This window comes from Senegalia massiliensis (assembly GCF_009911265.1).
Lineage (GTDB): Bacteria > Bacillota > Clostridia > Tissierellales > SIT17 > Anaeromonas > Anaeromonas massiliensis_A.
Map to the genome: position 1 here is coordinate 74,637 of NZ_QXXA01000016.1, position 24,426 is coordinate 99,062.

Sequence of the window (24,426 nt, forward strand, 5' to 3'; positions counted from 1 at the left end):
TTATAATAAAAATAATGAATTGAGGTGATTATTTGAAAATTTTATATTTTACTGATACCCATATAAGAGGTACTACACCTAAAAATAGAAAAGATAACTTTTTAGATACATTAGAAAATAAATTTAATGAATTAGTAAAGGTCATTGAAGATAACGACATAGATTATGTTTTACATGGTGGTGATTTATTTGATAGACCAGATATATCTCCTTCTATTGTAAGAAAGTTTGCAATGATATTAAATAAAATAAAGATTCCAATATATTCCATCGCAGGTAACCATGATATATATGGTCATAATCCAAACACTATAAATAGGACTATGTTAGGCTTGTTTGATGGCATAGGAATTCTAAATCTTATAAATGAAAATGATAGCATAGTTATTGAAAAAAATAACCTTAAAGTTCAAATTACTGGTAGTCCATATAAATATGGGATAGATTCAAGTGATGATAAATCTATGTATTTATTAGATAAAAGAAATGAGTCTGTAGATTTTGCAATACATTTAACTCATGGAATGCTATTAGATAAACCTTTTATTAAAGGAGTTCCTCATACATTAATTGATGATATTATACATACCAAAGCAGATATCACTTTATGTGCTCATTATCATTCCGGGTTTGGAATAAAGGAGTATGATAATAAATACTTTATCAATCCAGGAAGTCTTGTAAGGATAACTAATAGCTTAAAAGAAATAGATAGAATGCCTAGAGCAGTTATAATTGATCTAAATAATAAAACTATAAATTTAGATTTTTATTATTTAGAAACAGCTCAAAAGGGTGAAGATGTATTAGATAGAAGTATTGTTGAGAAAAATATTTTTAGAAGTGAAAAGATAGTACAATTTAAACAATCAATAGATTCTTCTCAAGATTTTGATAAATTAAATATAAACCATATATTAGATAATCTAATGAACACAGAAAATATTGATGAAAACATAAAAAAAGAAGCAATAAAAAGAATTGAATATGCTCAAATAGAACTAAGTGGAGAAGATGATTAAATGAAATATATAACTAATATAGAAATAAATAATTTTCAATCCCATAAAAATACCAATATTAATCTTGAAAATGGTTTGAATGTAATAGTAGGTCCATCAGACCAAGGTAAAACTGCAATAATAAGATCTATAAAATGGGCACTATATAATGAGCCTCTTGGAACTTTTTTTATAAGACATAAGGAAAAAGAAGCATCTGTAACATTAACATTTAATACTGGTGAAAAAATTAAACGTCTTAGATCAGATACTAAAAATATATATGTATATATAGATTCTGAAAATAATCGGGAAGTTTATGAAGGTTTTGGACATAGTGTACCTATTGACATAAAAGAAAAAATAAATATAAAGAAGATATATTTAAATGATAAAGAATCAAATGCTATAAATATAGGAGAACAATTAGAAGGACCCTTTCTAATATCTGAAAAAAACTCTACAAGAGCAAATGCTATTGGAAGATTAGTAGGAGTTCATGTAGTAGATAAAGCAGTAAAAAACACTATGAAAGATGCTAGAAATTTAACTATAAAACGTAAATCTTTAAAAGAGGATATAGAAATATTAGAACAAAAACTAAATGAATATTCTTATTTAGATGAGTTAGAAAGTAATTTAATTAAATTAGAAACTTTAAAGGATATAATTCAGTATAAGCAAAATTTATTAGACAAGTTAAAAGATATAAATGATAAATACAAAAAATACAATGAATTAATAACTAAATATAAAAGTATATTGTCCAATTTAAATAATTTAGATAAATTAGACAATTTATTAAATGAACTCAATAAATATTTTTTTAATTTTAAAATTCTTTCCAAATTAAAAGAAAAGCATAAAAATATTAATATGGATATATTTAAAAATAAATCTATTTTAGACAATTTACAGCATATAAATATATCTATGGACTTATTGAATAGTTTAGATATGAAAATAATTAAGTATAATAAATTACTAAACTTAAATAGAAAATATAACTTATTAGTAGATAATATAAACAAATCACAAGTTTTAATAATAAAATTTCAAGATATAGATTATTTATTTAGTTTATGTGAAGAAATTAAATTAATAAATAATAGTTTAACATTATTAAATAATTTAAAAACATCATATAATAAAGTAGTTAATAGTATTAATAAAGGAGAAAAGTATACTAATAAATTTAATGATATAGAATTAGTAAATAGTATATATGAAAAAATATATGAAAAACAAAAAGAATTTTCATATATGCAAACTATCTCAAAAAAAATAAATAAGTTAAGTATAGAAAAAAGAAATGCTAGTTTAGAAATCAAAAATGAAACACATAAAATAAATATATTATTGGATAAATATAAAACTTTACTCAAACACATTGAAAAATGTCCACTTTGTTTTAGTTCAATTACAAATGAAGATTTAAATAAAATAATTGAAAATTTATCTTAACAAGGAGCCGATATAAATGGAAAATAATGAAAAGAAACTATCTGAATTAAAAAATGACTTAGAAAGAGCAAAAAATTTAAAATATAAAGCTGAAGCTAGACTTGAAAATTTGAATAAACAACAAGAAGAATTAATATCAGAACTTAAAGAACTAGATGTAAATCCTGATGAACTAGACAATGAAATTCAAAACTTAGAACAAGAAATAAATAATCTTTTTAAAAAAGCTAATGAACTTTTACCAAAAGATATTTTAAATTCAAATTTAAAATAATAAGGAATGATACTATGTTATCTATGATAGAGCTTGATAATAATATAAAAAAATTAAGAGATATCTATTCTTCTGAAAAAGGAAAAAAAGATGCAATAGAACAAGAAATACTAGATAAAACAACTAAAATAAGTACACTAGATAATGATATAGATGTATTAGAAAAAACTAATATATTGCTACAAAGAACTAGTGAATATGCTCGTGAACAATCTAAATATCAAATAGAAAATTTAGTAACTAATTGTTTACAGTATATCTTTGACGAAAATATGGAATTTAAAATAGAAATTAATGAAGCTTATGGTAAACCTAATGCAGAATTTTATGTTATAACAAATGGAGTAGAAACCATAAAAACGAAACCAGAAGATTCAAGAGGTGGTGGGATAATAGATATAATTTCTCTCGCTTTAAGAATCTCTTTTTTACAAATTCATAATCCTAAAGTATTTGGGCCTTTAATATTAGATGAGCCTGCAAAACATGTTAGCGAAGAATTTATTTTTAATGTTTCAGAATTCTTAAAGCAAATATCTGAAATGTTTAATAGACAAATAATAATGGTAACTCATAATAATCATTTAGCATCTATAGCTGATTTAGCCTATAGAGTAGAGTTAAATGGGATAACAAGTGTTGTAGAAAAAGTAGAAAATTAATTGAGAATTATTTTCAATTAATTTTTATCAACTTGACATATATATGAAAAAATAATAAAATAAAGTCGGGCGATATTAAATTATACATTATTTTTTGATATTATTTAATGAAATTGTAACGAAACTTGAAAAATTAATAGGAAAAGGAGGTGCTTCCAATTTTAGAAGGGATAATCCCAGTAATTATAGCTATTATTACACTTATTATTGGTGTTTTTATTGGTATATATATACGAAAAGTAATTGCTGAAGGAAAAATTAGAACTGCTGAAGAAGAAGCAAAGAAAATAATTGAAGAAGGTTTAAAAACAGCTGAAACAGCTAAAAAAGAATATCTTATTGAAGCAAAAGAAGAAGTTCATAGAATGAGAAGTGAAATAGAAAAGGATAATAGAGAAAGAAGAAATGAAATTCAGAGACATGAAAAAAGATTAGTTAATAAAGAAGAAATTTTAGATAAAAAAAGTGATTCATTAGAAAAGAAAGAAGAATACTTTAATAGAAAATTAAAAAATGTAGAACAAAAAGAAAAAGAAATTAATCAAATTCATGAAAAACAAATATCTGAATTAGAACGATTATCAGGTTTGACATCTGAGCAAGCTAAAGAACTACTATTAAGTGATATTAGAAAAGAAATAAATCACGAAGCAGCAATAATGATAAAAGATATTGAAAATAAAGCTAAACAAGAAGCAGAAAAAAAATCCAGAGAGATTTTATCGTATGCAATTCAAAAATGTGCTGCAGATCATGTAGCTGAAACAACAGTTTCTGTAGTAACCTTACCTAATGATGATATGAAAGGTAGAATTATAGGAAGAGAAGGGCGAAATATAAGAACCTTAGAAACGCTTACTGGAATAGATCTTATAATAGATGATACGCCAGAAGCTGTAATACTATCAGGTTTTGACCCTATAAGAAGAGAAATTGCTAGAATAGCATTAGAAAAATTAATATCAGATGGTAGAATACATCCTGCTAGAATAGAAGAAATGGTTGAAAAAGCAAAAAAAGAAGTTGACAATCATATTAAAGAGGTAGGCGAACAAGCTACTTTTGATACTGGAATACATGGTCTTCATCCTGAAATACTTAGGTTACTAGGTAGACTTAAATATAGAACAAGTTATGGTCAAAACGTCTTAAAACATTCTATAGAAGTATCTCACTTAGCCGGTATAATGGCTGCGGAAATTGGAGCAGATGTAAGAGTTGCTAAAAGAGCAGGATTACTCCATGATATTGGAAAAGCTGTTGATCATGAGGTAGAAGGACCGCATGTAGCTATAGGAGTAGACATCCTTAAAAGATTTAAGGAAAACAAAGATGTTATTCATGCTGTTGAGGCACATCATGATGATGTAGAAGCATCTAGTGTAGAAGCAATATTAATTCAAGCTGCTGATGCTATATCTGCTGCTAGACCTGGAGCTAGAAGAGAAACTTTAGAATCTTATATAAAAAGGTTAGAAAAACTAGAAGAAATATCAAACTCATTTGAGGGTGTAGAAAAATCATTTGCCATTCAAGCTGGTAGAGAAGTAAGAATAATTGTAGATTCTAACTTAGTTAGTGATTTAGATATAGTTCATATAGCTCGTGATATAGTAAAGAGAGTTGAAAGTGAATTAGACTATCCAGGACAAATTAAAGTAAATGTAATAAGAGAATCAAGAGCAATAGATTATGCTAAATAAAAAGAAGGGGTTTTCCCTTCTTTTTTTATTATATTTATTATGATAAGCTGTATACTATAAGGGTATAATACTATATTATAATAGTATATAATGGAGGAGTAATATGAAAAAAGCAGACTTACATATTCATACTACTAAATCAGATGGCAAATTAACACCAAGTCAAGTAGTTGATGAGGCTATAAAAAATGATATTAATGTAATAGCTATAACTGATCATGATACAATAACAGGTATAGATGAAGCAATTGAAAGAAGTAAATTTTATACTAATATTAAAGTTATTCCAGGAATAGAATTCAGTACTATATATAAAGATAAAGAAATTCATTTATTAGGCTATTTTATTAATTATAAATATGATAAACTAGTAGATTTAACAAATAAAATAAAACAACATAGGTTTGAAAGAGCAAAGAAAATAGTAGATAAATTAAATGATTTAAATATTAATATTACTATAGATGAAGTAGTTAAAGAATCTCAAGGAAAGAACATTGGGAGACCTCACATTGCAAGGGTTATGATTAAAAAAGGTTATATAAATCATATATCAGAAGCCTTTGATAAATATATTGGTAAAAACAAAAAAGCTTTTATAGAGAGATATAAACTAAGTCTAAAAGATGCAATAGATATTATTCATGAGTGTAATGGTATAGCAGTTTTGGCACATCCTATATTATTAAAAATTCCTGTAAAAGAATTATTAGATGATTTTAATATAGATGGTATAGAAGTATATCATTCAAAACAAACAAAAAGTGATTCTAAAATGTATTTAAAAATTGCTGATAACTATAATTTATTCATTACAGGTGGCTCTGATTTCCATCACCTTGATAATGATGATAACATTATTATTGGTAGTAGTTATATAGATATAAATGATATTAAAGAAATATTAAGTAAATACAATTATTAAGGAGATTTTAAAAATGACAAAAACAAGAAATAGACAATTTCCTTCTAAGTTAAGTACTACACAATTTGTCAAGTTATATATACTTCATTTACTTAATGAAAAAAGTTATTATGGAAATGAAATAATAGATGAAATTAAAAGACGTTTAAAAAACAATTGGGAACCTTCTCCAGGAATGATTTATCCACTTTTAAGAGATTTAGAAGAGAAAAATCAAATAAGTGGATGGTGGGAAGAACCTGATAAACGTTCAATAAGACATTACAAATTGACTGATGAAGGTTATAAACACTATAATAAAATAAAATTATTATATAAGGATAGTTTGATAGATTCTTTGACAATTATAGAGTCAGCATTAAGCGATATTTATAATGAAAGTTAAGTTTTATTAATTATTAAATATAAAAAAAGGATTTTTAAAATAATAATAGAATCTTTTATATGTAGAAACATTAATTATTATAATAAAATTAACATGGAGGGTTATAATGAATTTAAAATTATCAGAAAAAATATCTAGTATTTCACCATCAGTTACATTGGAAATAACAGCAAAAGCAAAACAAATGAAATCAGAAGGTATTGATGTGATTGGCTTCGGAGCAGGAGAACCAGATTTTAAAACTCCAGAAAATATTAGAAAAGCTGGGATAGAAGCAATAAAAGAAGGGAAAACGGGTTATACTGCAGCATCAGGATTAAAGGAACTTAAAGATGCTATATGCTATAAACTTAAAAGAGATAACAATTTAAGTTATAGTGCTGAAAATATAATAATATCTGACGGAGCTAAACATTCACTTTTTAATGCTCTTTCATCTATACTAAATCCAGGTGATGAAGTTATAATTCCTATTCCTTATTGGGTAAGTTATCCTGAACTAGTAAAATTAGCAGATGGAATACCTGTAGAAGTAAATACTCCAGAAGAAAATGATTTTAAATATGATATAGATATTTTAAATAATGCATTAACAAATAAAACAAAAGCACTGATCTTAAATAGTCCAAGCAATCCTACAGGTACAATTTATTCTAAGGATGAATTAGAAAAAATTTCGAAATGGGCAATTGAAAATAATATATTTATAATTTCTGATGAAATATATGAAAAGTTAGTTTATGATAATAACACTCATATAAGTATAGCTCAATTAAATGAAGACATAAAAAAACAAACGATTGTTATAAATGGTATGTCTAAGGCTTATGCTATGACTGGTTGGAGAATTGGATACGCAGCAGCTCATAAAGATATTATCAAATTAATGAGTAATTTACAAAGTCATTCAACTTCAAATCCTCCTTCTATGAGTCAATATGCAAGTATAGAAGCTTTAAGAGGAGATGAAAAAGCTATACATGAAATGAAGAAACATTTTACTGAAAGAAGAAATTATATGGTTGAAAAAATTAATTCAATTAAATATCTAAGTTGCAAAAGTCCAAAAGGTGCTTTTTATGTAATGGCAAACATATCTAAATTAAAAGGAAAAACAATAAAAGGTAAGAATATAGATAGTTCTATACAATTAGCAAATATGTTATTAGATGAGGCTCATGTAGCAGTAGTTCCTGGCTTGGCTTTTGGAAATGATGATTATATAAGACTATCTTATGCAACTTCTCTTGATAATATAAAAGAAGGTCTAAATAGAATAGAAGAATATATAAAATAATATTAGTAAAAAAATAATATAAAAATAAAAACAAGTTTACATAATTAAATTATGTAAACTTGTTTTTATTTTGTTATAATTTAAAATATCGGAATGAGGTTATAAAGGTATCAACGGAGAAATAATAAAGTTTTATGCAAGATATAGAATAATTTATAATGGTTTAATTAATATATAAAAGCACCATCTAGTTTAAAATAAAAATATATTAATAATTAGAATTGGATGATTTATAAAAAAGTATTAAAATAAATATGTTAAAAGCATTATAAGAACATATAAGCTAATTTAAATGTCTAACTATGTAATTGTATGTAGAACTTATTTATATTCTTTAAAAGAGAATATAAAAGCTCGAATTATGGAGGTATATAATTTTATGTTGAATTATATACATTAAGAGCAGAATATCGACATGAAATTATTATAATGAAAATTCATACTAAAAAATAAAAAAATAGACCATAAATACTATATTAATCTATATTCTAATGTCACAAAATTATCATTTTGTGACATTAGGTTGAAAAAATGAACTGAAAAATGTATAATTGATTGAGGAGGTTTAAAAATGGATGACATACCAATTATATTAGAAGATTTCTTAAACTATTTAGATACAATCAAAGGAAAATCACAAAATACAATTAAAGAATATTATTATGACTTAAGGACATTTTTAAGATTTATAAAAAAAAGATATAGATTAGTTAACAAAGATGTTCCGTTTAACGATATAGAAATTGAAGATTTAGATATAGATATAATAAAAAAAATAAATTTACAAGATTTATTTGCCTTTCTTTCTTTTATAAATAAAAATAGAGATAATTCAACAAATACACGAGCTAGAAAAGTTGCTAGCATAAGATCTTTTTTTAAATATTTACATAATATAGTAGAGTTAATAGATACAAACCCTACCCTTAACTTAGAAACACCAAAATTAACAAAAAGACACCCATCATACCTTACTCTAGATGAATCCCTTACACTAATAAATAGTATTCAAGGCGAATTCAAAGTTAGAGATTATGCAATAATAATGATATTCTTAAATTGTGGTCTTAGACTATCTGAATTAGTTAGTATTGATATTGATAGAATAAAAGATGATACTCTTACGGTTATAGGAAAAGGCGATAAAGAAAGAACCATATATTTAAATGAAAGTACTTTAGAAGCAATAAAAAAGTATTTAGAAATAAGACCTACAAAAAACATTAAAGATAAAAAAGCTTTATTTTTAAGTAAAAGAAAAAACAGGTTAAGTGTTAGAGCTGTACAACACTTAGTAAAAAAACATTTAAACAACGCAGGTTTAGATCCTGATAAACTTTCAACTCATAAACTAAGACATACTGCAGCTACTCTTATGTATAAACATGGAAATGTGGATATAAGAGCTTTACAACAAATACTTGGTCACTCTAGTGTTTCAACTACACAAATATATACTCACTTAGACGATGAAAAACTAAGACAAGCTGTAAAAAGTAATCCTTTATCTAAAAATACCAAGAAAAATTAATTTCTTGGTATTTTTAGAATATCTCCAGCTTCTATCCATTCATTACTTATATTATTTATTTTTTTTATTTTATAAACCACTTCCCTTACATCATCACCTTCAGGGTTATTCGATTTAGCTATACACCATATAGTGTCCCCTTCTTTTACATGTATTTGTTTGTATTCAGAATCTGTATTACTAGCAACTACTACACTTAATAAGTTATTTAATAATAAAGCAAATAATAAAATTAATACTAATAAAAATGTTACAAATCTAAACTTATTTACTATTACCAATCTTTTATTATACATTTTTTCAACCTCCTCAAACTCGAACGTTAGTTCCTTAATTTAAGTATAGCAGAACGCACGTTCCTTGTCAACGAAAAATCGAACGAATGTTTGATAAATTTATTTTTATATGATATAATAAATTAAAATTGTCATTGTGAGGTGCGAGATATGTATGAAGAGTTAACATCAAAGCAAAGTAATATACTTAAATTTATAAAAAAAGAAATTTTACAAAAGGGTTATCCCCCTTCAGTTAGGGAAATATGTAAAGCGGTAGGATTAAAATCAACATCAACTGTACATGGACATTTATCTAGATTAGAAAAAAAGGGATATATAAGAAGAGATGCTACAAAACCTAGAGCAATTGAAATTTTAGACAGCAATAATGAAAATATTTTTAGTAGAAAAGAAATTGCAGAGGTTCCCATTATAGGAAAAGTTACTGCTGGTTTACCAATATTAGCAACAGAAAACATTGAAGATACCTTTCCTTTACCTGTTGATATTGTAAACAATGATACTGTTTTTATGCTTTCTGTAAGTGGTGAAAGTATGAAAGATGCAGGTATTTTAGACGGCGATTATGTTTTAGTTAAACAACAGAACACTGCTGAAAATGGAGAGATGATAGTTGCATTAATAGACGATGAAGCTACTGTCAAAAGATATTTTGTAGAAAAAGATCATATAAGACTTCAACCAGAAAATGCCTCTATGGAACCAATTATAGTAACTGATATTAAAATTTTAGGAAAAATAAAAGGTGTATTTAGAACAATAGATTAAAGGCCCTAAGGCCTTTTTTACTATAAAAATTTTTTATTATGAAATTTAGATAAAATTTCAATCAATGCATATTTGCTATGATAATAATTTAAACCCCCTTGGAAATAAACTATGTAAGGTTCCCTTATAGGAGCATCTGCACTTAATTCTATTGAAGAACCTTCTATAAAAGCTCCAGATGCCATAATTACTGGATCATCATAACCAGGCATATCCCATGGCTCTGGACTTACATAAGAGTCAACAGGCGAAGAAGATTGAATAGATTTGCAAAATTCAATAACTTTTTCTTTACTTTTCATTTTTATAGCTTGTATTATATCTCCCCTATTATCTTCTACTTTAGGTGTTATTTCATACCCTAAATCTTTAAAAACTTGTGCAAAAAGCAATGCGCTTTTTAAAGATTCTTTTACAATCATAGGTGCTAAAAATAACCCTTGTAAAGTACTTCTTGTAGTCCCAAAAGTAAGACCACAATCCTTACCAATTCCAGGAGCTGTAAGTCTATTGGAAATTCTTTGAACTAGATTTTTTTTACCTACTATATAACCACCAGTCAATGCCAATCCACCACCAGGATTTTTAATTAAAGATCCTGCCATTATATCTGCCCCAACATCTGTTGGTTCATATACATCCACAAATTCACCATAACAGTTATCTATCATGCAAATAATATCTTCTCTAACTAGTTTTATTTTTTTTATTACTTCCCTTATTTCTTCTATAGATAATGCCCTTCTAAAGCTATATCCAGTAGATCTTTGAATTAATATAACTTTAGTATTAGATGTTATACTATTAATTAAAGATGATGTATCTATTGTATTGTCTGGCTTTAATTTAACTTCTTTATACTTAATCCCTCCTTCTAACAATGTTCCAGGTTCACTTCCCTTCACTCCAATGACCTTTAATAAAGTGTCATAAGGGCTACCTGCCGCCGAAATTAATTCATCTCCTGATGATAATAATGCTGATAATGTTAAATATAGAGCATGAGTCCCTGAAACTATAGTAGGTCTAACTAAAGCATCTTCTGTAGAGAATACTCTCTTATAAATAGATTCTACCTTATCTCTCCCCATATCACCATAACCATAACCAGTAGTCCAATTAAAATTTGTTGAATCTAATCTTTCTTCTCTCATTGCATCTAATACCTTAATTTGATTATATTCACTATTATTCTCAATCTCTTGAAATCTATCTTTTAGTTTCTCTTCTGCTTCCGTAATTTTTTTAATCAATTTATCATCAATGCCTTTTTGTTTACATAATAATTTTATTGTCAAGTTATTCAATTATTTTTCCTTCTTTCGTTTTTTAAGGACAAAAAGTATTCTCTATTTACAAGAAAACTTTTTGTCCTTAAAATTATTTTTCTGTTAAATCTATATTTTTGGCAGGAATCATAGTAGATATTGCATGCTTGTAAATCATATTTTGATTCCCTTCATTTTCTAATGAAATAGTATAATTATCAAAACCTCTTACTAATCCTTTCAACTGAAAGCCATTCATTAAATATATAGTAACAGGAATTTCTGCTCTTCTCAACTTATTTAAAAATATATCCTGTAAATTAATATTGCTTTTCATTATTATTCACCCCCTAATTTATCATTTATTATAGAAGTCATTTTTTCGACTAAATCTTCTTCCTTTTCAAAATCCCCCTTATTAAACCATATAATTCTATCATCCCTTCTAAACCAAGTAAGTTGTCTTTTTGCAAATCTTCTGGTATCTCTTTTTAATAGCTCTATAGCTTTTTCTAAGCTATAACTTCCTTCGAGATAACCTATAATTTCTTTATACCCTAATCCCTGCATAGATACTAAAGATTTTTCATATCCTTTATCTAATAAATCTTTGACTTCATCTACAAGTCCTTCTTTTATCATCATATCAACTCTTAAATTTATTCTTTTATAAAGTTTTTCTCTATCCATATATAATCCTAAAATTATTAAATTGAAATCAGGATTAGGTTTTCTAAAGTTATTATACCCTTCACTCATAGGTTTACCTGTTTCATAATAAATTTCAAGAGCTCTAACAATTCTTTTAGCATCATTTTCGTGAATCCTATTATATGATTTTTCATCTACTTCTTTAAGTAGATTATGAATATATTTATTTCCATATTTATCAGCTAAAGCATAATATTTATCTCTTAGCTCTTGATTTGAAATGGCATTTGTAAAATCTAAATCATATACTAATGAATTTATATACAAACCAGTACCTCCAACCACAAGAGGTAGCTTATTTTTACTATAAATATCATCAATATAAGAATAAGCATTATCCTTAAAATCAGATACACTATATTCTTCATCAGGATATACCTCATCTATCATGTAATGATTAATTAAATCCATTTCACATTTATTAATTTTAGCAGTACCAATATTCATATATTTATATATTTGCATAGAATCTGCTGATATTATTTCTGCATTTATTTTTTTAGCTAATTTAATAGATACTGAAGTTTTTCCAGAAGCTGTAGGGCCAATTAAAAGTATTAAATCTCTCTTCATTAAATCCTCCTTAAATCACTGTATTCTTTTAAACATTTTTTCAATTTCATATTTAGTTATTTTAATAGTAATAGGTCTTCCATGAGGACAAGTAAAAGGGTTTTCACATTTTTTCAAATCATTCATTAAACTTTTTATCTCAATATGCCCCATAGAATCTCCTGCTTTTATAGCATTTGTACAAGACATTTTGATTATCTTTTCTGCTCTCAAATCATATTTATTGCTTATATTTTCATTTAAATTATCTAATATATCCATAAATAAATTATTATTGTCTGGAAGACCAAATAACATTGGAACTCCCCTTATAGAGATACTATTTCTCCCAAAATCTTCAATATCAAATCCTAATTCATTGAAAAGTTCTATATTATTTAATATCAATTCATAGTCATAGTGACTCAAATTAATTGTTCTTGGTACAATCAATGGTTGAATAACAACACTCTCTTTTTCATATTGTAATCTAAACTTTTCATACATTATCCTCTCATGAGCAGCATGTTGATCTATCATATACATAGTATTACTAATACTATCTTCTCCAATTATATAAGTATTAAAAACTCTACCTATAATATTTAGTTCTGGAAAAACTCTGGAAGAATCATTATCTTGTATTGACTTTTTATTTTCTCTTACTGAAGATTTATCCAACGTTTCTATTTTATCTTCTTTAACAAAATTTATTTGTTCAATATCTTCAACTTCGTACTCTTTTTTTAATAAAGGTTTATTATAATTGTTCTTGTTTATTTCAGTATTTTTAGGTTTATCATCTAAAATATCAATAATTTCTTCAGTTTTTTGTTTGTTTTTATTCTCTAAAGTAATATTTGGAACTAAATTAAATTCAAAAAGTCTGTTTTTCACTATATCAGTAACCTTAGGAATTAATTTTAAATCATCATTAAATCTTATTTCAACTTTAGACGGATGAACATTCACATCAATATTCTTAGGATCAACTTTTATATATAAATATACAACAGGATATCTATTAATAGTAATTAAAGTTTTATACGCCTCTTCTATAGCTTTAGATAATAGTTTGCTATTTACATATCTCCCGTTAACAAAAAATAATTCATAATTTCTATTACCTCTATTAAATAATGGTTTAGATATGTAACCATTTATAGAAAATAAGTCACTTGAATAGTTTATTGAAATTAAAGATTCAGTATGTTCTTTTCCATATATACTAAAAATCGTGGATTTCAAATCTCCATTGCCAGGTGTTTTAATCATATTTTTATTATCTTTTATATAATTAAAGGATATATCTGTATTAGATAATGCTAGCTTATTAATTATATTTGTTATATTAGCAGATTCAGCAGAATCAGATCTCAAGAATTTTTTTCTTACAGGAGTATTATAAAATATATTCCTAACTATAATAGTAGTTCCCTTAGGAGAACCAACCTCACTTTCCTGCTGAAGTATACCTCCATGTATTTCTACCATTATGCCAGTTTCTTCATCAATAGTTTTACTTATTAATTCAACCATAGAAATTGAAGAAATACTTGCGAGAGCTTCACCTCTAAATCCTAAAGAATGTACCTTTAATAAATCTTCTGATTTAGATATTTTGCTTGTAGAATGTCTTAAAAAAGCTAATTGTATATCATCTTTATATATGCCATCTCCATCATCTGTAATTCTAATGTAATTTTTACCACCATCTTTTATTTCAATAGTTATATTTCTAGCATTAGCATCTATGGAATTTTCTATTAATTCTTTCACTATAGAAGAAGGTCTTTCAATGACCTCTCCTGCTGCTATTTTATTTATTGTATTATCATCTAAAACATTAATCTTTTTCACAGTATAAACCACCTAAATTTCTTTAGTTTTATCGATTAGTTCATTTAATAAATTCATCGATTCCAAAGGAGTTAAATTAATTAAATCTATACTCTTTATCAATTCTATTATTTCATTTTCTTTCATCTTAAATATATCAATTTGACTTTCAGATTTATTTTCTTTTATATCTCCATTTGAAGAAATATTATTACTATAATTTATATCATTTTCTTCTAAATCTCTTAATATATTTTTTGCTCTAGAAGTTACTTCTGAAGGAACACCTGCTAAATTTGCTACTTCTATTCCGTAACTTTTATCGGCTTCTCCTCTTACTACTTTTCTTAAAAAAATAATATCTTCACCAGCTTCTTTAACTGTTATTTTATAATTTTTTATACCCTCTATTTTTCCCTCTAATTCAGTCAATTCATGATAATGGGTAGAGAAAAGAGTTTTAGCTCCAATCTTGCTTTTATCACTTATATATTCAATAACAGCCCACGCAATACTAAGTCCATCGTAAGTACTTGTTCCTCGGCCTATTTCATCTAATATTATTAAACTGTTTTTAGAACTATTATTTAAAATATTTGCAACTTCATTCATTTCAACCATAAAAGTACTTTGTCCTTGTGATAAATCATCACTAGCTCCAACTCTAGTAAATATTCTATCTACCAAACAAATATCTGCATATTCAGCAGGAACAAAGCTTCCGATTTGTGCCATCAAAGTTATAATAGCTACTTGCCTCATATAAGTAGATTTACCAGCCATATTAGGTCCAGTAATGATATTTAATCTATTGTCTTCATTATCTAAAAAAGTATCATTTGGAATAAACATTTCATTCTTTAATACCTTTTCAACTACAGGATGTCTTCCTTTTTTAATATTAATAATCTTTTCTGAATTTATTTTAGGTTTAATATAATTATTTTTATAAGAAACTAGAGACAATGAATTTAAGCAATCAATTGTAGCAATTATTTTAGCAGTAGACTGCATTCTTTCAATCTTAGCTTTCAATTTATCTCTTATTTCAACAAATATATTATACTCTAATATTACACTTTTCTCTTCAGCTCCAAGGATTTTTGATTCCATTTCTTTTAATTCAGGTGTAATATATCTTTCCGAATTAGATAAAGTTTGCTTTCTTATATAATTGTCTGGTACTAATTTTATATTAGATTTTCTTACTTCAATATAGTAACCAAAAACTTTATTAAAACCTATTTTCAAGCTTTTTATTCCTGTTCTATTCTTTTCATTAGCTTCAAGCTTATTTAACCAATTTTTACCTTCAATTGAAGCATTAAGTAACTCATCTAATTTTTCATCATAATTCTTTTTAATTATTCCACCTTCACGAGTTTGTATAGGAGGATCTTCTACAATAGCTTCATGAATAAGTGCATGTACATCTTCTAATAAATCAATATCACGAGCAAGTTGTTTTAAAAACTCAGACTTTGAATTAATTAGCAACTCTTTTATATCAGGCAATATTTTAATAGAATTTTTAAGAGCTATTAAATCCCTAGCGTTACAACTTCCATAAACTATTTTCCCAATAAGTCTTTCAATATCATAGACTTTATTTAATTTTTGTTTTATCTCATCCATTAATATGATATCTTCATACAAATTTTCTATTGCATTTAAACGTTTTTGTATTAAGTCTATATTTAACAAAGGTTCTTCTAACCATTTTCTTAACATTCTTGCTCCCATAGCAGTAGATGTTTTATCTAAAATCCAAAGCAAGGATCCTTTTTTAGTCTTATCTCTTATAGTTTCAGTAATTTCTAAATTTTTTCTTGTATTTATATCTATCAACATAAAATTTTCTATATTATACTTATATATATTATTAATATGACTTAAAGAATTTTTCTGAGTTTCATTTAAATAACTTAATAAAGAACCAACGCTTTTTATTGAGTAATTATCATTTGATATCCCAAAACCTTCTAAATTTAAAATGTTAAAATGTCTTTTTATTATCTTTTTATTTTCTTCAATATTAAATAACCAATCATCAGTTTTATCAATAACAATATCTATCTTCTTTTCTATTTCATCAGATATTTTATTTTCAAATATATATTTATTTGCAATTATTTCTTTTGGTTTTATTTTTGCCAGCTCATCTATCAAAGCTTTAAAACCCTCTTTAGAATTATTGGTAACTTTTTGAGTAGTATAAAACTCTCCAGTAGTTATATCTGCATAAGAAATACCAACTCCATTTTGATCCATGAATATACTTGACAAATAGTTGTTATTTTTCTCATCTAACATTTTAGTATCTGTTACAGTACCTCTAGATATTATCCTAACAACGTCCCTTTTAACTATACCTTTTGCTTCGTTTGGGTTCTCTATCTGCTCACAAATAGCAACTTTATATCCTTTATCTACTAATTTGGATATATAACCATCAGCAGAATGAAATGGAACTCCACACATAGGAGCTTTTTCTTTTTGACCACATTCTCTTCCAGTTAATGTTATTTCAAGTTCTTTTGATGCTATCAGAGCATCATCAAAAAACATTTCATAAAAATCTCCTAGTCGGAAAAATAATATGGAGTCTTTATTTTTATTTTTAATTTTCATATATTGTTCCATCATAGGTGTTAACTTTGACACATAATTCCCTCCTAGTAAAACTAAAATAAATAGACTAAGATGTACTTAGTCTATTTATTTTATCATTTTTTACAACCATTACATCCTTTGCTATTACTTATACCCGTATAATACTCTAATATATTATCAACGTTTTTTATTGTTTTTTCAACTTTAGATTTGCATTTAATGTAATTTGTATATTTTTTTTCCTTTAAAAGTTTTTTATTTAATTCCTTAATTTCTAAGCTAATATTTTTTATATCTGTTTTTTGTCCCTCTACTAATAATTTATTATATAACTTTGTTTTTTCATCTAATTTAGATTTTAATTTCATAGTATTGCTATCATTATAGTATTCTTCTTGTGATTTAATATACTCTATATATTCTTCAGAATCTTGGATTGTTTTTCCTAATTCCCTTGCAATATCTAATGTAGAATTACTCAATAATTTCACCTTCTAGTGTCCAAGTTTTTGCAGTATTAACCTTTACATTTACTATACTTCCGATTAAGCTTTCATTACCTTCAAAGTGAATTAATTTATTAGTATCAGTTCTACCAGATAATTTGGTAGAATCATTTTTACTAATTTCTTCTACGAGTACTTTAACTTCTTTTCCTATTAAGTTTTTATTTCTTTCTAAGCTTATTTCTTTTAAAACTTCTAATAATCTATTAAATCTTGTATGTTTTATATCATCAGGTATTTGGTCTTTATCTTTAGCTGCAGGAGTACCTTCTCTAATTGAATATAAAAATGTAAAAGCTGAATCAAACTTTGAATGTTTAACTACTTCTATTGTATCTTCAAAATCTTCTTCTGTTTCTCCTGGAAAACCAACAATAATATCTGTGGTAATTGCTATATCAGGAATAGCTTTTCTTATTTTATCTACTAAAGTTAAATATTGTCTTTTTGTATATTTTCTATTCATCTTTTTTAATATCCTATCACTACCTGATTGAAATGGTAAGTGAAGATGATTACAAACCTTATCACAATTTGTCATCTCATCAATAAGATCTTCAGATAAATCCTTAGGATGAGAAGTCATAAACCTTATTCTTTCTATCCCCTCAACATCATTAAGCATATATAGTAGTTCTGCAAAGCTTACTTTTTCTTCTAAATTTTTACCATATGAGTTAACATTTTGGCCTAATAAGGTTATCTCCTTATATCCTTGTTCACTTAATCTTTTAGCTTCTTTTAATATATCTTTTGGTTCTCTACTTTTTTCTCGCCCTCTAGTATAAGGAACTATACAATAAGTACAAAAATTATTACAACCATACATAATATTAATAAAAGCTTTAAAATCATATTTTCTTTTAGTAGGTAAATCTTCTATTATTTCTTTACTATCATTCCAAACATCTACTAACATATTCATTTTTTGATCATGATCCTCTATTAACTCTGGTAATTTATGAATATTATGTGTTCCAAATATTATATCAACATGAGAGTACTTTTCTTTTATAACTTTTCTCACATCTTCTTTCTGCATCATACATCCACATACGGCAATTATTAGATTTGGATTTTCTCTTTTTATTCTTTTTAATTCTCCTAAATTACCATATACTTTTAATTCTGCATTTTCTCTTACTAAACACGTATTATATATTATTAAATCAGCTTCTTCTTTATCAGAAGTTGAAATATATCCTAATGATTCCAAAATTCCTTCTATTTTTTCTGAGTCATGTTCATTCATCTGACATCCCCAAGTTACTACAAGATACTTTTTTTGATTAGTATTATTCATGATATTTCCTCCTTACTTTTTCATTCTATATTATATCATAACAATAATCAATAAAAAAAGCAGTAGTTAGCAACTTTTAGCCACTGCCTTTTTTACTGATTACCATTAACATTTTTCTAAAATTATTATAAACTTATTTTATTAATCTATCTTCATACCAACAAAATACAACTATCTTTCCGTTATCTTCCCATATTGCATTTCTATGATTTTGGATTTTATCTGTAAAATGTAGTACCTGTGCATATTCAAAAAAGGTGCTACTAGTCCTCTCTTACAATCAATAGATGCTGATAAGTTTACTACAGAATTACTATTAAATGATAGTTTAAGTGAAAGCTATCCTACTTTTACATTAGAACAAATAGCTGCAGCTGAAAATGTTCCATTAAAATTAGTTAAGTTAAAGCTTAGCAATATTTTTTTATCTTAACTAACGAACGTATATTCTGTGTTGTGAAACTATATACCACTAGAAATTAACTTAAAAGTTATTTGTCATAATATTGATATAAATAAAATTATGACAAATCAAAAGAAAGATAATGAAAAAGCATAGAGTAACTTTTAAACTCTATGCTTTTAATATCAATAGTTATATAGTTTTTTATTAGTTTCTTATAATGTATATTAAGACAAATTAGATATTATAAGTTTAAAAATCAAATCATAATATTATTAAATTAAAATAAATTTAGATACTCTCCCAATATGGACAGTAAATATAATATAGGAACAATTAGAAGTATATAGTTAAACACTAACTTATGAGTTTCATTTTCTTTTTTTACACTATTCTTCAAATCTTTAACTATAATCCAAATTAATGAAAGTGAAAGTATTGACATCACTATAGGTTCTATACGCATAAAAATTTCTGTATGGCCATAATTATTATATAAAAGTCCAAGTATCAATGCATAAATTATTGCCAATATAATAACAAGCCAGTCAGGAAGTTTATACATTCCTATATACCACCATGGGCAATTAATTGATTAGCCAATAGTATTGCAATAAAATTAGATTCTCGTCTCTCTTTTATTGCTAAATCCCAACCATTTTCAACTACTACATTCCAATCTGAAAGATTATAAATAGAATACTCTCCATCATATTTCCAACAACAGATTTCTTTAGCGTATTCTTCATTCAAAGTCGTTAATATATAATTACTCATGTTAAGTTCCCCCTTGAATTGTGTGTCGTATTTTTCTACTAACACGTCATTATAAACTTCTATATAAAGTATTAAATTTCCTTTAATTAAATATCTATGATTTACCATATGTGATATTTCTTAATCATGACCCAAAAGGTAAATTCTCTGATAAAACATTAATGATTTTATCACAATCTTCTTTTTTAAAATAATAAGAATCTTTTCTCGAATAAGTATTTAAAAATGATACTCTTACATTGTCATTATTACTAGGATAGACTTCTACATAATTTATCTTGTTCCAGTTATGAAATCTTGATAAACCTAGTGTAGAATTAAAACCTTTTTTAGTAATTCCTCTTTTAATCCATACTGAAATTATTTCAACTATTAAGAGAATACCAACTAAATAGTGACTCCAAATTTTACCGTACCAAAAAGTAATAATTAATATTATTAATGCTACAGCTACTACAGAAACAATCTCTATTTTTCGTTTCTTTGTTGGGATAATTAAACTTCCTATTTCTTTAACATTAAATATTATTAATACACTAAAAAACAGAAGAATCATAATGTCTATCTGTTCCATAAACATATTTCCCACCCTTTTCATTAACAATTATTAGAGAAGGTAATAGCTTTATAATTATGCTAATGTCTGACTGAAATATACCTAAATACAAGTAAATAATAAGTAAAGTAGAACTTATAATTACTCCTATAATTTTTCATTTAGAAATCATAATTTCCAATCTCCTCTTTATAGTTATTTTTTGATTAATCCTATGATAATAAAAAAAATTATAACTACTATAATAAAAATTTTTCTATAGTTAAATTTCACTTGCTTATTATAAGATTTCTCATAAGTATATATACCTAAATATGCAAATGCTATTATCATACCAAATATGGCTATAGCAGATTGAATATCGTAATAATCCATTAATAATAACTCCCTTAAATATCTAGTATTCTAAGGCTTTCAACCTTTGGAAACACTTACTTTAATAATAAGATTTTGTTTAATCCTCGCTCAATTCTTATTAAGAAAAACTTAGATCTATATGTATTAACAAGTCTCTTTATTTCTCATTGACTTATGTCTATATATTAGACACAGGTCAAATTATCCTCCAAAAAACAGGTCTAATAAATTTGAAGCAGTAGAGGTTTCTCTATTATATAGCTCTGAATATCCACATTCTTTACAATATACTACTAAAAACTTATTGTTTTGTAGGTCAAACATTTTTGAAAGACCAGATCCAGTAGTTGATATTTCTTTAGTTGCAGCATTTTTACTACCACATTTAATGCAACCCTCATTATCCATATTAATCACTCCTTTAATAACTTTATACTCATTATAATTGTATCATATTTATCACAAAAATAAAGATTATGAGGTGACCAAATAAAAAAGTACAAATAAGTGAAGCAATGTATCAAAGAAATTATTTTGATGAAGAGATAGTTTTTGCAAGAGATGATCTAGAATATCAATATGAAAAGCTTATTTTAGCACATGAACTTGTACATGCACTATTACATACTAAAACATATCAAGCTGCATATAATAAGGATTTAATTAATAAAGGAAAATTGGAAAAACAAGCAGACTATTTTGCTCTTAGGCTCCTTCAAATTGAAATAGATAGTATAGGCTCTACAATAGAACAAATTGCAAGTTCTTTATATGTAACAGAAGAAAGTCTATCTTCATTATAGGTAGATTTTTTTTATTATAAGTTTAATAGGTATAATAGTAAAAACAAAAAAAGGAAGCAAGCAATATAGTAAAGCTCTTAATCTTTCAGTTTCTTTTACACCAATTATCAAAAAAAAGAAAATTAAAAGAGTTAAACTACTAAAAAATCCTACTATGGGAAGAAAATTTATATATTTTATAAAATTTTTTTATAATCATTAACATATTTCATATTATTCACTCCATTCTTAATATCTTATTTAATAAATTTTCTTAATTCCTTCTTTTCTTTATCTCCTGACAATCTTCTTTCTTCTAATCCTTTATTAAAATATTAGATATCAGATTAAAAAATAATATATTTTAATTGTGTAAGTTGATATAAAAACATATTTTTAACTAATTATATTTTTTTTGATTTATTATTGATTTATAGATAATATCTAATATAACACTAACTATAAGTATAATAAAAAACCATAGAAGATAATTTTTTATATCTTTAAAATCATAGTTATGAAAAATTATTAGATTACTTAATAAAAAAATAATTTTAATTTCAATTATTTTTTTATTAAGTTTTATTTCTTTATCTTTTATCCATTTAGGTATTAAAACAACATTTATAAAGTAAATTAAAAACAATAATGTAAAACTACCCTCTAAATTAAATATAAATTGCGATAGCAAAATACTACCAAATACTATAATTAATATAATTAAATTATATTTCATTTGACTATTTTCCATAATCCCCCTCCTGAATTTTTAAAAAACTTATTAAATTCTATCTTCGTCTAAAGATTTATTAAAATCTTATTTAAATTCACTAAGTTATTTAGGACTAAGTGACTGTATTTCATTATAAGCATAATCAATATTTATTAACTCATCATTATTTGATTGTGCATAAGTAGCTATAGGCATAGCTTGAATTAAAATAGAAAATGCTAATCCTAGAATACCAATTCTTTTATAATTTTTCTTCATACAAACACCTCTTAATATATTTTATAAAATATATCATAACAAGTATTTTTAGCTTAATTTTTAATATGTATTAAACTTATACCAACAAAATAAATTAAAATAATAGAGCTATAAAATCCTATCCACATTAATAACATTAGATTCAAAATTTCCATACTAAGAATACCATTAAAACCTAATGCAAATATTGTAGGATATATTAATGCTAAAATCATTATAATTAATTTTTAAAAAATGCTATCTTGAATTGAGTTTTTTAAAGAGTTTATATTTTCTATAATAATCATATTAATTAGCATCTCCTATACACTTTTGAGATAATCTAATTATAAATAATTCTACTTTTGAATTTACTTCTATTTAATTTAATACCTATAATTTACTATATATAATACTTCTTAACTATGATTTAAATGAGTTTGTTATATTTAATATTAAGTAAACTCAATTTTACGTTTTCATACTACGTAGTTTATAAAAATCATGACTTATTATTTTTCTTCTGTGATTGTATTATAAAATAAATTATTAATATAATAATGACAATTATGCTTTTAACAATTGTAGTATTTACTCCAAATAAATCTAAAATAATTGATAATACAAAATAAGTTATAAAACCAATTATAAAACTCTTTATTGTATCTTTCTTGAACATAAAATTCACCCTCCTAGATGCAAATTCAATTCTATTAAATATAAACTTTCTAAAATCATCAAACTTGAGTCATGATATTCTACTACCATGTCATTATAAAATTCTATAAAAATTTACCAAATCCTTTATTTAAATATGTATTTTACTTTCTTTAAACTAGATTATTTATATTAACTTAAAAAATTTTATTAATATATGATGCTGTATGAATTATATTTTCAATTGTCACAAATAACATTACAATCAATAAAAAACCTATAAATACAATCTGCATTATCTCTAGCAGCGTTCTTTTTTGTGGCTCTTTAAATGTGCCTTTTATAAGCATTATGCCCTTTAATGTTATATAGATGCTGAAAGTTATATGTATAACTCTAAAAGTTATATATGCGTAAGGAATATTTTTTATTTTTGCATTATTATTTAAAGCCATAAGTAAAATTAGAAAAATAGTGTATATTAATACTGAACTGATAATGGGCTTCTTTCCTCTTTATCAAATAAACTGGCCATTTCATACACCTCCAAGAGATTGAGTTTATGACGCATAATTCTACTACTACGTCATTATAAAATCCTATAAAAAAGTATAAAATTTTTTATAGGATTTTATATTTAATTTATTATATATATTTTGTCATATACAATAATCTATCACTTTAAAAATGCGTTGATTTATCTTAATGGATATTAAGTAAACTCAAATATTTGTATTGGAGAATAAAAAATACTATTTATAATTTCTTATAAATAATCAATCCATAAGTAATAGAAGCAATCATCATAAAAATTAGTGCAGAT

General features: G+C 25.0%; 28 protein-coding genes. 11 read left to right on the plus strand and 17 right to left on the minus strand.

Going from position 1 to position 24,426, the window contains the following annotated elements; translation table 11 throughout:
- Positions 1-32 precede the first annotated feature (32 nt).
- The 9 genes from D3Z33_RS13920 (at position 33) to D3Z33_RS13960 (ending at position 9,242) form a co-directional block, all read left to right on the plus strand.
- Positions 33-1,022 (plus strand): metallophosphoesterase family protein, encoded by a 990-nt coding sequence (locus D3Z33_RS13920; RefSeq protein ID WP_160198383.1) that lies wholly within the window; start codon positions 33-35, stop codon positions 1,020-1,022.
- The gene (locus D3Z33_RS13925) at positions 1,023-2,465 is read left to right on the plus strand and encodes an AAA family ATPase (protein WP_160198384.1); all 1,443 of its coding nucleotides are present in this window, start codon (positions 1,023-1,025) and stop codon (positions 2,463-2,465) included.
- A 16-nt stretch (positions 2,466-2,481) separates the two neighbouring features.
- Entirely contained in the window at positions 2,482-2,739 is a 258-nt protein-coding gene (locus D3Z33_RS13930; protein ID WP_160198385.1) for a hypothetical protein, read from the plus strand.
- A gap of 14 nt (positions 2,740-2,753) precedes the next feature.
- A complete protein-coding gene (locus tag D3Z33_RS13935) occupies positions 2,754-3,401 on the plus strand; it encodes an ATPase (protein WP_160198386.1) in 648 nt (215 codons plus the stop codon).
- 158 nt (positions 3,402-3,559) lie between these two features.
- A complete protein-coding gene (gene rny, locus D3Z33_RS13940) occupies positions 3,560-5,104 on the plus strand; it encodes a ribonuclease Y (protein ID WP_160198411.1) in 1,545 nt (514 codons plus the stop codon).
- A gap of 103 nt (positions 5,105-5,207) precedes the next feature.
- A complete protein-coding gene (locus D3Z33_RS13945) occupies positions 5,208-6,029 on the plus strand; it encodes a PHP domain-containing protein (RefSeq protein ID WP_160198387.1) in 822 nt (273 codons plus the stop codon).
- A gap of 13 nt (positions 6,030-6,042) precedes the next feature.
- Entirely contained in the window at positions 6,043-6,414 is a 372-nt protein-coding gene (locus tag D3Z33_RS13950; RefSeq protein WP_130807067.1) for a PadR family transcriptional regulator, read from the plus strand.
- A 106-nt stretch (positions 6,415-6,520) separates the two neighbouring features.
- Positions 6,521-7,711, plus strand: a complete 1,191-nt coding sequence (locus tag D3Z33_RS13955; RefSeq protein WP_160198388.1) for a pyridoxal phosphate-dependent aminotransferase — start codon at positions 6,521-6,523, stop codon at positions 7,709-7,711.
- Between the two features lie 571 nt (positions 7,712-8,282).
- Complete coding sequence (locus tag D3Z33_RS13960; protein WP_160198389.1) at positions 8,283-9,242, plus strand: tyrosine recombinase XerC; 960 nt, start codon at positions 8,283-8,285, stop codon at positions 9,240-9,242.
- Here D3Z33_RS13960 and D3Z33_RS13965 read toward each other — a convergent pair.
- On the minus strand, positions 9,239-9,538 hold the full coding sequence (locus D3Z33_RS13965) for a LysM peptidoglycan-binding domain-containing protein (RefSeq protein WP_160198390.1): 300 nt from the start codon (positions 9,536-9,538) through the stop codon (positions 9,239-9,241). The two genes, D3Z33_RS13960 and D3Z33_RS13965, sit on opposite strands and share 4 nt — an antisense overlap.
- Positions 9,539-9,688: 150 nt before the next feature.
- Here D3Z33_RS13965 and lexA point away from each other — a divergent pair, with 150 nt between their 5' ends.
- Positions 9,689-10,309, plus strand: a complete 621-nt coding sequence (gene lexA, locus D3Z33_RS13970; protein WP_160198391.1) for a transcriptional repressor LexA — start codon at positions 9,689-9,691, stop codon at positions 10,307-10,309.
- Positions 10,310-10,329: 20 nt separating this feature from the next.
- Here the strand turns inward: lexA and D3Z33_RS13975 are convergent, their stop codons facing one another.
- From D3Z33_RS13975 to D3Z33_RS14030, 12 genes are all read right to left on the minus strand, one after another.
- Positions 10,330-11,616, minus strand: coding sequence for an aminotransferase class I/II-fold pyridoxal phosphate-dependent enzyme (locus tag D3Z33_RS13975; RefSeq protein ID WP_201750541.1), 1,287 nt, complete (start codon positions 11,614-11,616; stop codon positions 10,330-10,332).
- Between the two features lie 73 nt (positions 11,617-11,689).
- Positions 11,690-11,917 carry an RNA chaperone Hfq gene (hfq, locus tag D3Z33_RS13980; protein WP_278044697.1) on the minus strand — a complete coding sequence of 76 codons (228 nt, stop codon included), beginning with the start codon at positions 11,915-11,917 and terminating at the stop codon, positions 11,690-11,692.
- A complete protein-coding gene (gene miaA, locus D3Z33_RS13985; RefSeq protein WP_160198392.1) occupies positions 11,917-12,861 on the minus strand; it encodes a tRNA (adenosine(37)-N6)-dimethylallyltransferase MiaA in 945 nt (314 codons plus the stop codon). Before miaA ends, hfq begins: the two co-directional genes overlap by 1 nt.
- Before the next feature lie 15 nt (positions 12,862-12,876).
- Complete coding sequence (gene mutL / locus D3Z33_RS13990) at positions 12,877-14,700, minus strand: DNA mismatch repair endonuclease MutL (RefSeq protein WP_160198393.1); 1,824 nt, start codon at positions 14,698-14,700, stop codon at positions 12,877-12,879.
- A 12-nt stretch (positions 14,701-14,712) separates the two neighbouring features.
- Entirely contained in the window at positions 14,713-17,343 is a 2,631-nt protein-coding gene (mutS, locus tag D3Z33_RS13995; protein WP_160198394.1) for a DNA mismatch repair protein MutS, read from the minus strand.
- Between the two features lie 62 nt (positions 17,344-17,405).
- On the minus strand, positions 17,406-17,774 hold the full coding sequence (locus D3Z33_RS14000; protein ID WP_160198395.1) for a YlbF family regulator: 369 nt from the start codon (positions 17,772-17,774) through the stop codon (positions 17,406-17,408).
- A complete protein-coding gene (gene miaB, locus D3Z33_RS14005; protein WP_160198396.1) occupies positions 17,767-19,101 on the minus strand; it encodes a tRNA (N6-isopentenyl adenosine(37)-C2)-methylthiotransferase MiaB in 1,335 nt (444 codons plus the stop codon). The genes D3Z33_RS14000 and miaB overlap by 8 nt, the downstream gene beginning before the upstream one ends.
- Positions 19,102-19,784: 683 nt before the next feature.
- Positions 19,785-20,069, minus strand: coding sequence for a hypothetical protein (locus D3Z33_RS14010; RefSeq protein WP_160198397.1), 285 nt, complete (start codon positions 20,067-20,069; stop codon positions 19,785-19,787).
- Between the two features lie 2 nt (positions 20,070-20,071).
- Positions 20,072-20,281 (minus strand): hypothetical protein, encoded by a 210-nt coding sequence (locus D3Z33_RS14015; protein WP_160198398.1) that lies wholly within the window; start codon positions 20,279-20,281, stop codon positions 20,072-20,074.
- Positions 20,282-20,405: 124 nt separating this feature from the next.
- Positions 20,406-20,861: a hypothetical protein gene (locus D3Z33_RS14020; protein ID WP_160198399.1), complete on the minus strand. Its 456-nt coding sequence runs from the start codon at positions 20,859-20,861 to the stop codon at positions 20,406-20,408.
- 171 nt (positions 20,862-21,032) lie between these two features.
- Positions 21,033-21,212, minus strand: coding sequence for a hypothetical protein (locus D3Z33_RS14025; protein WP_160198400.1), 180 nt, complete (start codon positions 21,210-21,212; stop codon positions 21,033-21,035).
- A 183-nt stretch (positions 21,213-21,395) separates the two neighbouring features.
- Positions 21,396-21,602, minus strand: a complete 207-nt coding sequence (locus D3Z33_RS14030) for a zinc ribbon domain-containing protein (RefSeq protein ID WP_160198401.1) — start codon at positions 21,600-21,602, stop codon at positions 21,396-21,398.
- Between the two features lie 107 nt (positions 21,603-21,709).
- On the opposite strand from D3Z33_RS14030, the gene D3Z33_RS14035 reads away from it, so the two are divergent.
- Positions 21,710-21,997 carry an ImmA/IrrE family metallo-endopeptidase gene (locus tag D3Z33_RS14035; RefSeq protein ID WP_160198402.1) on the plus strand — a complete coding sequence of 96 codons (288 nt, stop codon included), beginning with the start codon at positions 21,710-21,712 and terminating at the stop codon, positions 21,995-21,997.
- 379 nt (positions 21,998-22,376) lie between these two features.
- Here the strand turns inward: D3Z33_RS14035 and D3Z33_RS14040 are convergent, their stop codons facing one another.
- The 4 genes from D3Z33_RS14040 to D3Z33_RS14055 form a co-directional block, all read right to left on the minus strand.
- Positions 22,377-22,727, minus strand: coding sequence for a hypothetical protein (locus D3Z33_RS14040; RefSeq protein ID WP_160198403.1), 351 nt, complete (start codon positions 22,725-22,727; stop codon positions 22,377-22,379).
- Between the two features lie 84 nt (positions 22,728-22,811).
- Positions 22,812-22,967, minus strand: a complete 156-nt coding sequence (locus D3Z33_RS14045) for a hypothetical protein (protein ID WP_160198404.1) — start codon at positions 22,965-22,967, stop codon at positions 22,812-22,814.
- A gap of 481 nt (positions 22,968-23,448) precedes the next feature.
- Complete coding sequence (locus D3Z33_RS14050; protein ID WP_160198405.1) at positions 23,449-23,625, minus strand: hypothetical protein; 177 nt, start codon at positions 23,623-23,625, stop codon at positions 23,449-23,451.
- A gap of 175 nt (positions 23,626-23,800) precedes the next feature.
- The gene (locus D3Z33_RS14055) at positions 23,801-24,058 is read right to left on the minus strand and encodes a hypothetical protein (protein ID WP_160198406.1); all 258 of its coding nucleotides are present in this window, start codon (positions 24,056-24,058) and stop codon (positions 23,801-23,803) included.
- Between the last annotated feature and the right edge of the window lie 368 nt (positions 24,059-24,426).

Bases quoted from the DNA above. Each gene is read 5' to 3' on its own strand.
- D3Z33_RS13935 (WP_160198386.1), top strand. From the start codon at position 2,754: ATGTTATCTATGATAGAGCTTGATAATAATATAAAAAAATTAAGAGAT.
- D3Z33_RS13965 (WP_160198390.1), bottom strand. From the start codon at position 9,538: ATGTATAATAAAAGATTGGTAATAGTAAATAAGTTTAGATTTGTAACA.
- D3Z33_RS14025 (WP_160198400.1), bottom strand. From the start codon at position 21,212: ATGGATTATTACGATATTCAATCTGCTATAGCCATATTTGGTATGATA.
- D3Z33_RS14010 (WP_160198397.1), bottom strand. From the start codon at position 20,069: ATGTATAAACTTCCTGACTGGCTTGTTATTATATTGGCAATAATTTAT.
- D3Z33_RS14040 (WP_160198403.1), bottom strand. From the start codon at position 22,727: ATGGAAAATAGTCAAATGAAATATAATTTAATTATATTAATTATAGTA.
- D3Z33_RS13950 (WP_130807067.1), top strand. From the start codon at position 6,043: ATGACAAAAACAAGAAATAGACAATTTCCTTCTAAGTTAAGTACTACA.
- D3Z33_RS14035 (WP_160198402.1), top strand. From the start codon at position 21,710: ATGTATCAAAGAAATTATTTTGATGAAGAGATAGTTTTTGCAAGAGAT.
- D3Z33_RS13945 (WP_160198387.1), top strand. From the start codon at position 5,208: ATGAAAAAAGCAGACTTACATATTCATACTACTAAATCAGATGGCAAA.
- D3Z33_RS13925 (WP_160198384.1), top strand. From the start codon at position 1,023: ATGAAATATATAACTAATATAGAAATAAATAATTTTCAATCCCATAAA.
- D3Z33_RS14055 (WP_160198406.1), bottom strand. From the start codon at position 24,058: ATGGCTTTAAATAATAATGCAAAAATAAAAAATATTCCTTACGCATAT.
- miaB (WP_160198396.1), bottom strand. From the start codon at position 19,101: ATGAATAATACTAATCAAAAAAAGTATCTTGTAGTAACTTGGGGATGT.
- D3Z33_RS13930 (WP_160198385.1), top strand. From the start codon at position 2,482: ATGGAAAATAATGAAAAGAAACTATCTGAATTAAAAAATGACTTAGAA.
- D3Z33_RS14050 (WP_160198405.1), bottom strand. From the start codon at position 23,625: ATGTTCAAGAAAGATACAATAAAGAGTTTTATAATTGGTTTTATAACT.
- D3Z33_RS14045 (WP_160198404.1), bottom strand. From the start codon at position 22,967: ATGAAGAAAAATTATAAAAGAATTGGTATTCTAGGATTAGCATTTTCT.
- D3Z33_RS14015 (WP_160198398.1), bottom strand. From the start codon at position 20,281: ATGAGTAATTATATATTAACGACTTTGAATGAAGAATACGCTAAAGAA.
- lexA (WP_160198391.1), top strand. From the start codon at position 9,689: ATGTATGAAGAGTTAACATCAAAGCAAAGTAATATACTTAAATTTATA.
- D3Z33_RS13960 (WP_160198389.1), top strand. From the start codon at position 8,283: ATGGATGACATACCAATTATATTAGAAGATTTCTTAAACTATTTAGAT.
- D3Z33_RS14020 (WP_160198399.1), bottom strand. From the start codon at position 20,861: ATGTTTATGGAACAGATAGACATTATGATTCTTCTGTTTTTTAGTGTA.
- D3Z33_RS13955 (WP_160198388.1), top strand. From the start codon at position 6,521: ATGAATTTAAAATTATCAGAAAAAATATCTAGTATTTCACCATCAGTT.
- miaA (WP_160198392.1), bottom strand. From the start codon at position 12,861: ATGAAGAGAGATTTAATACTTTTAATTGGCCCTACAGCTTCTGGAAAA.
- D3Z33_RS14030 (WP_160198401.1), bottom strand. From the start codon at position 21,602: ATGGATAATGAGGGTTGCATTAAATGTGGTAGTAAAAATGCTGCAACT.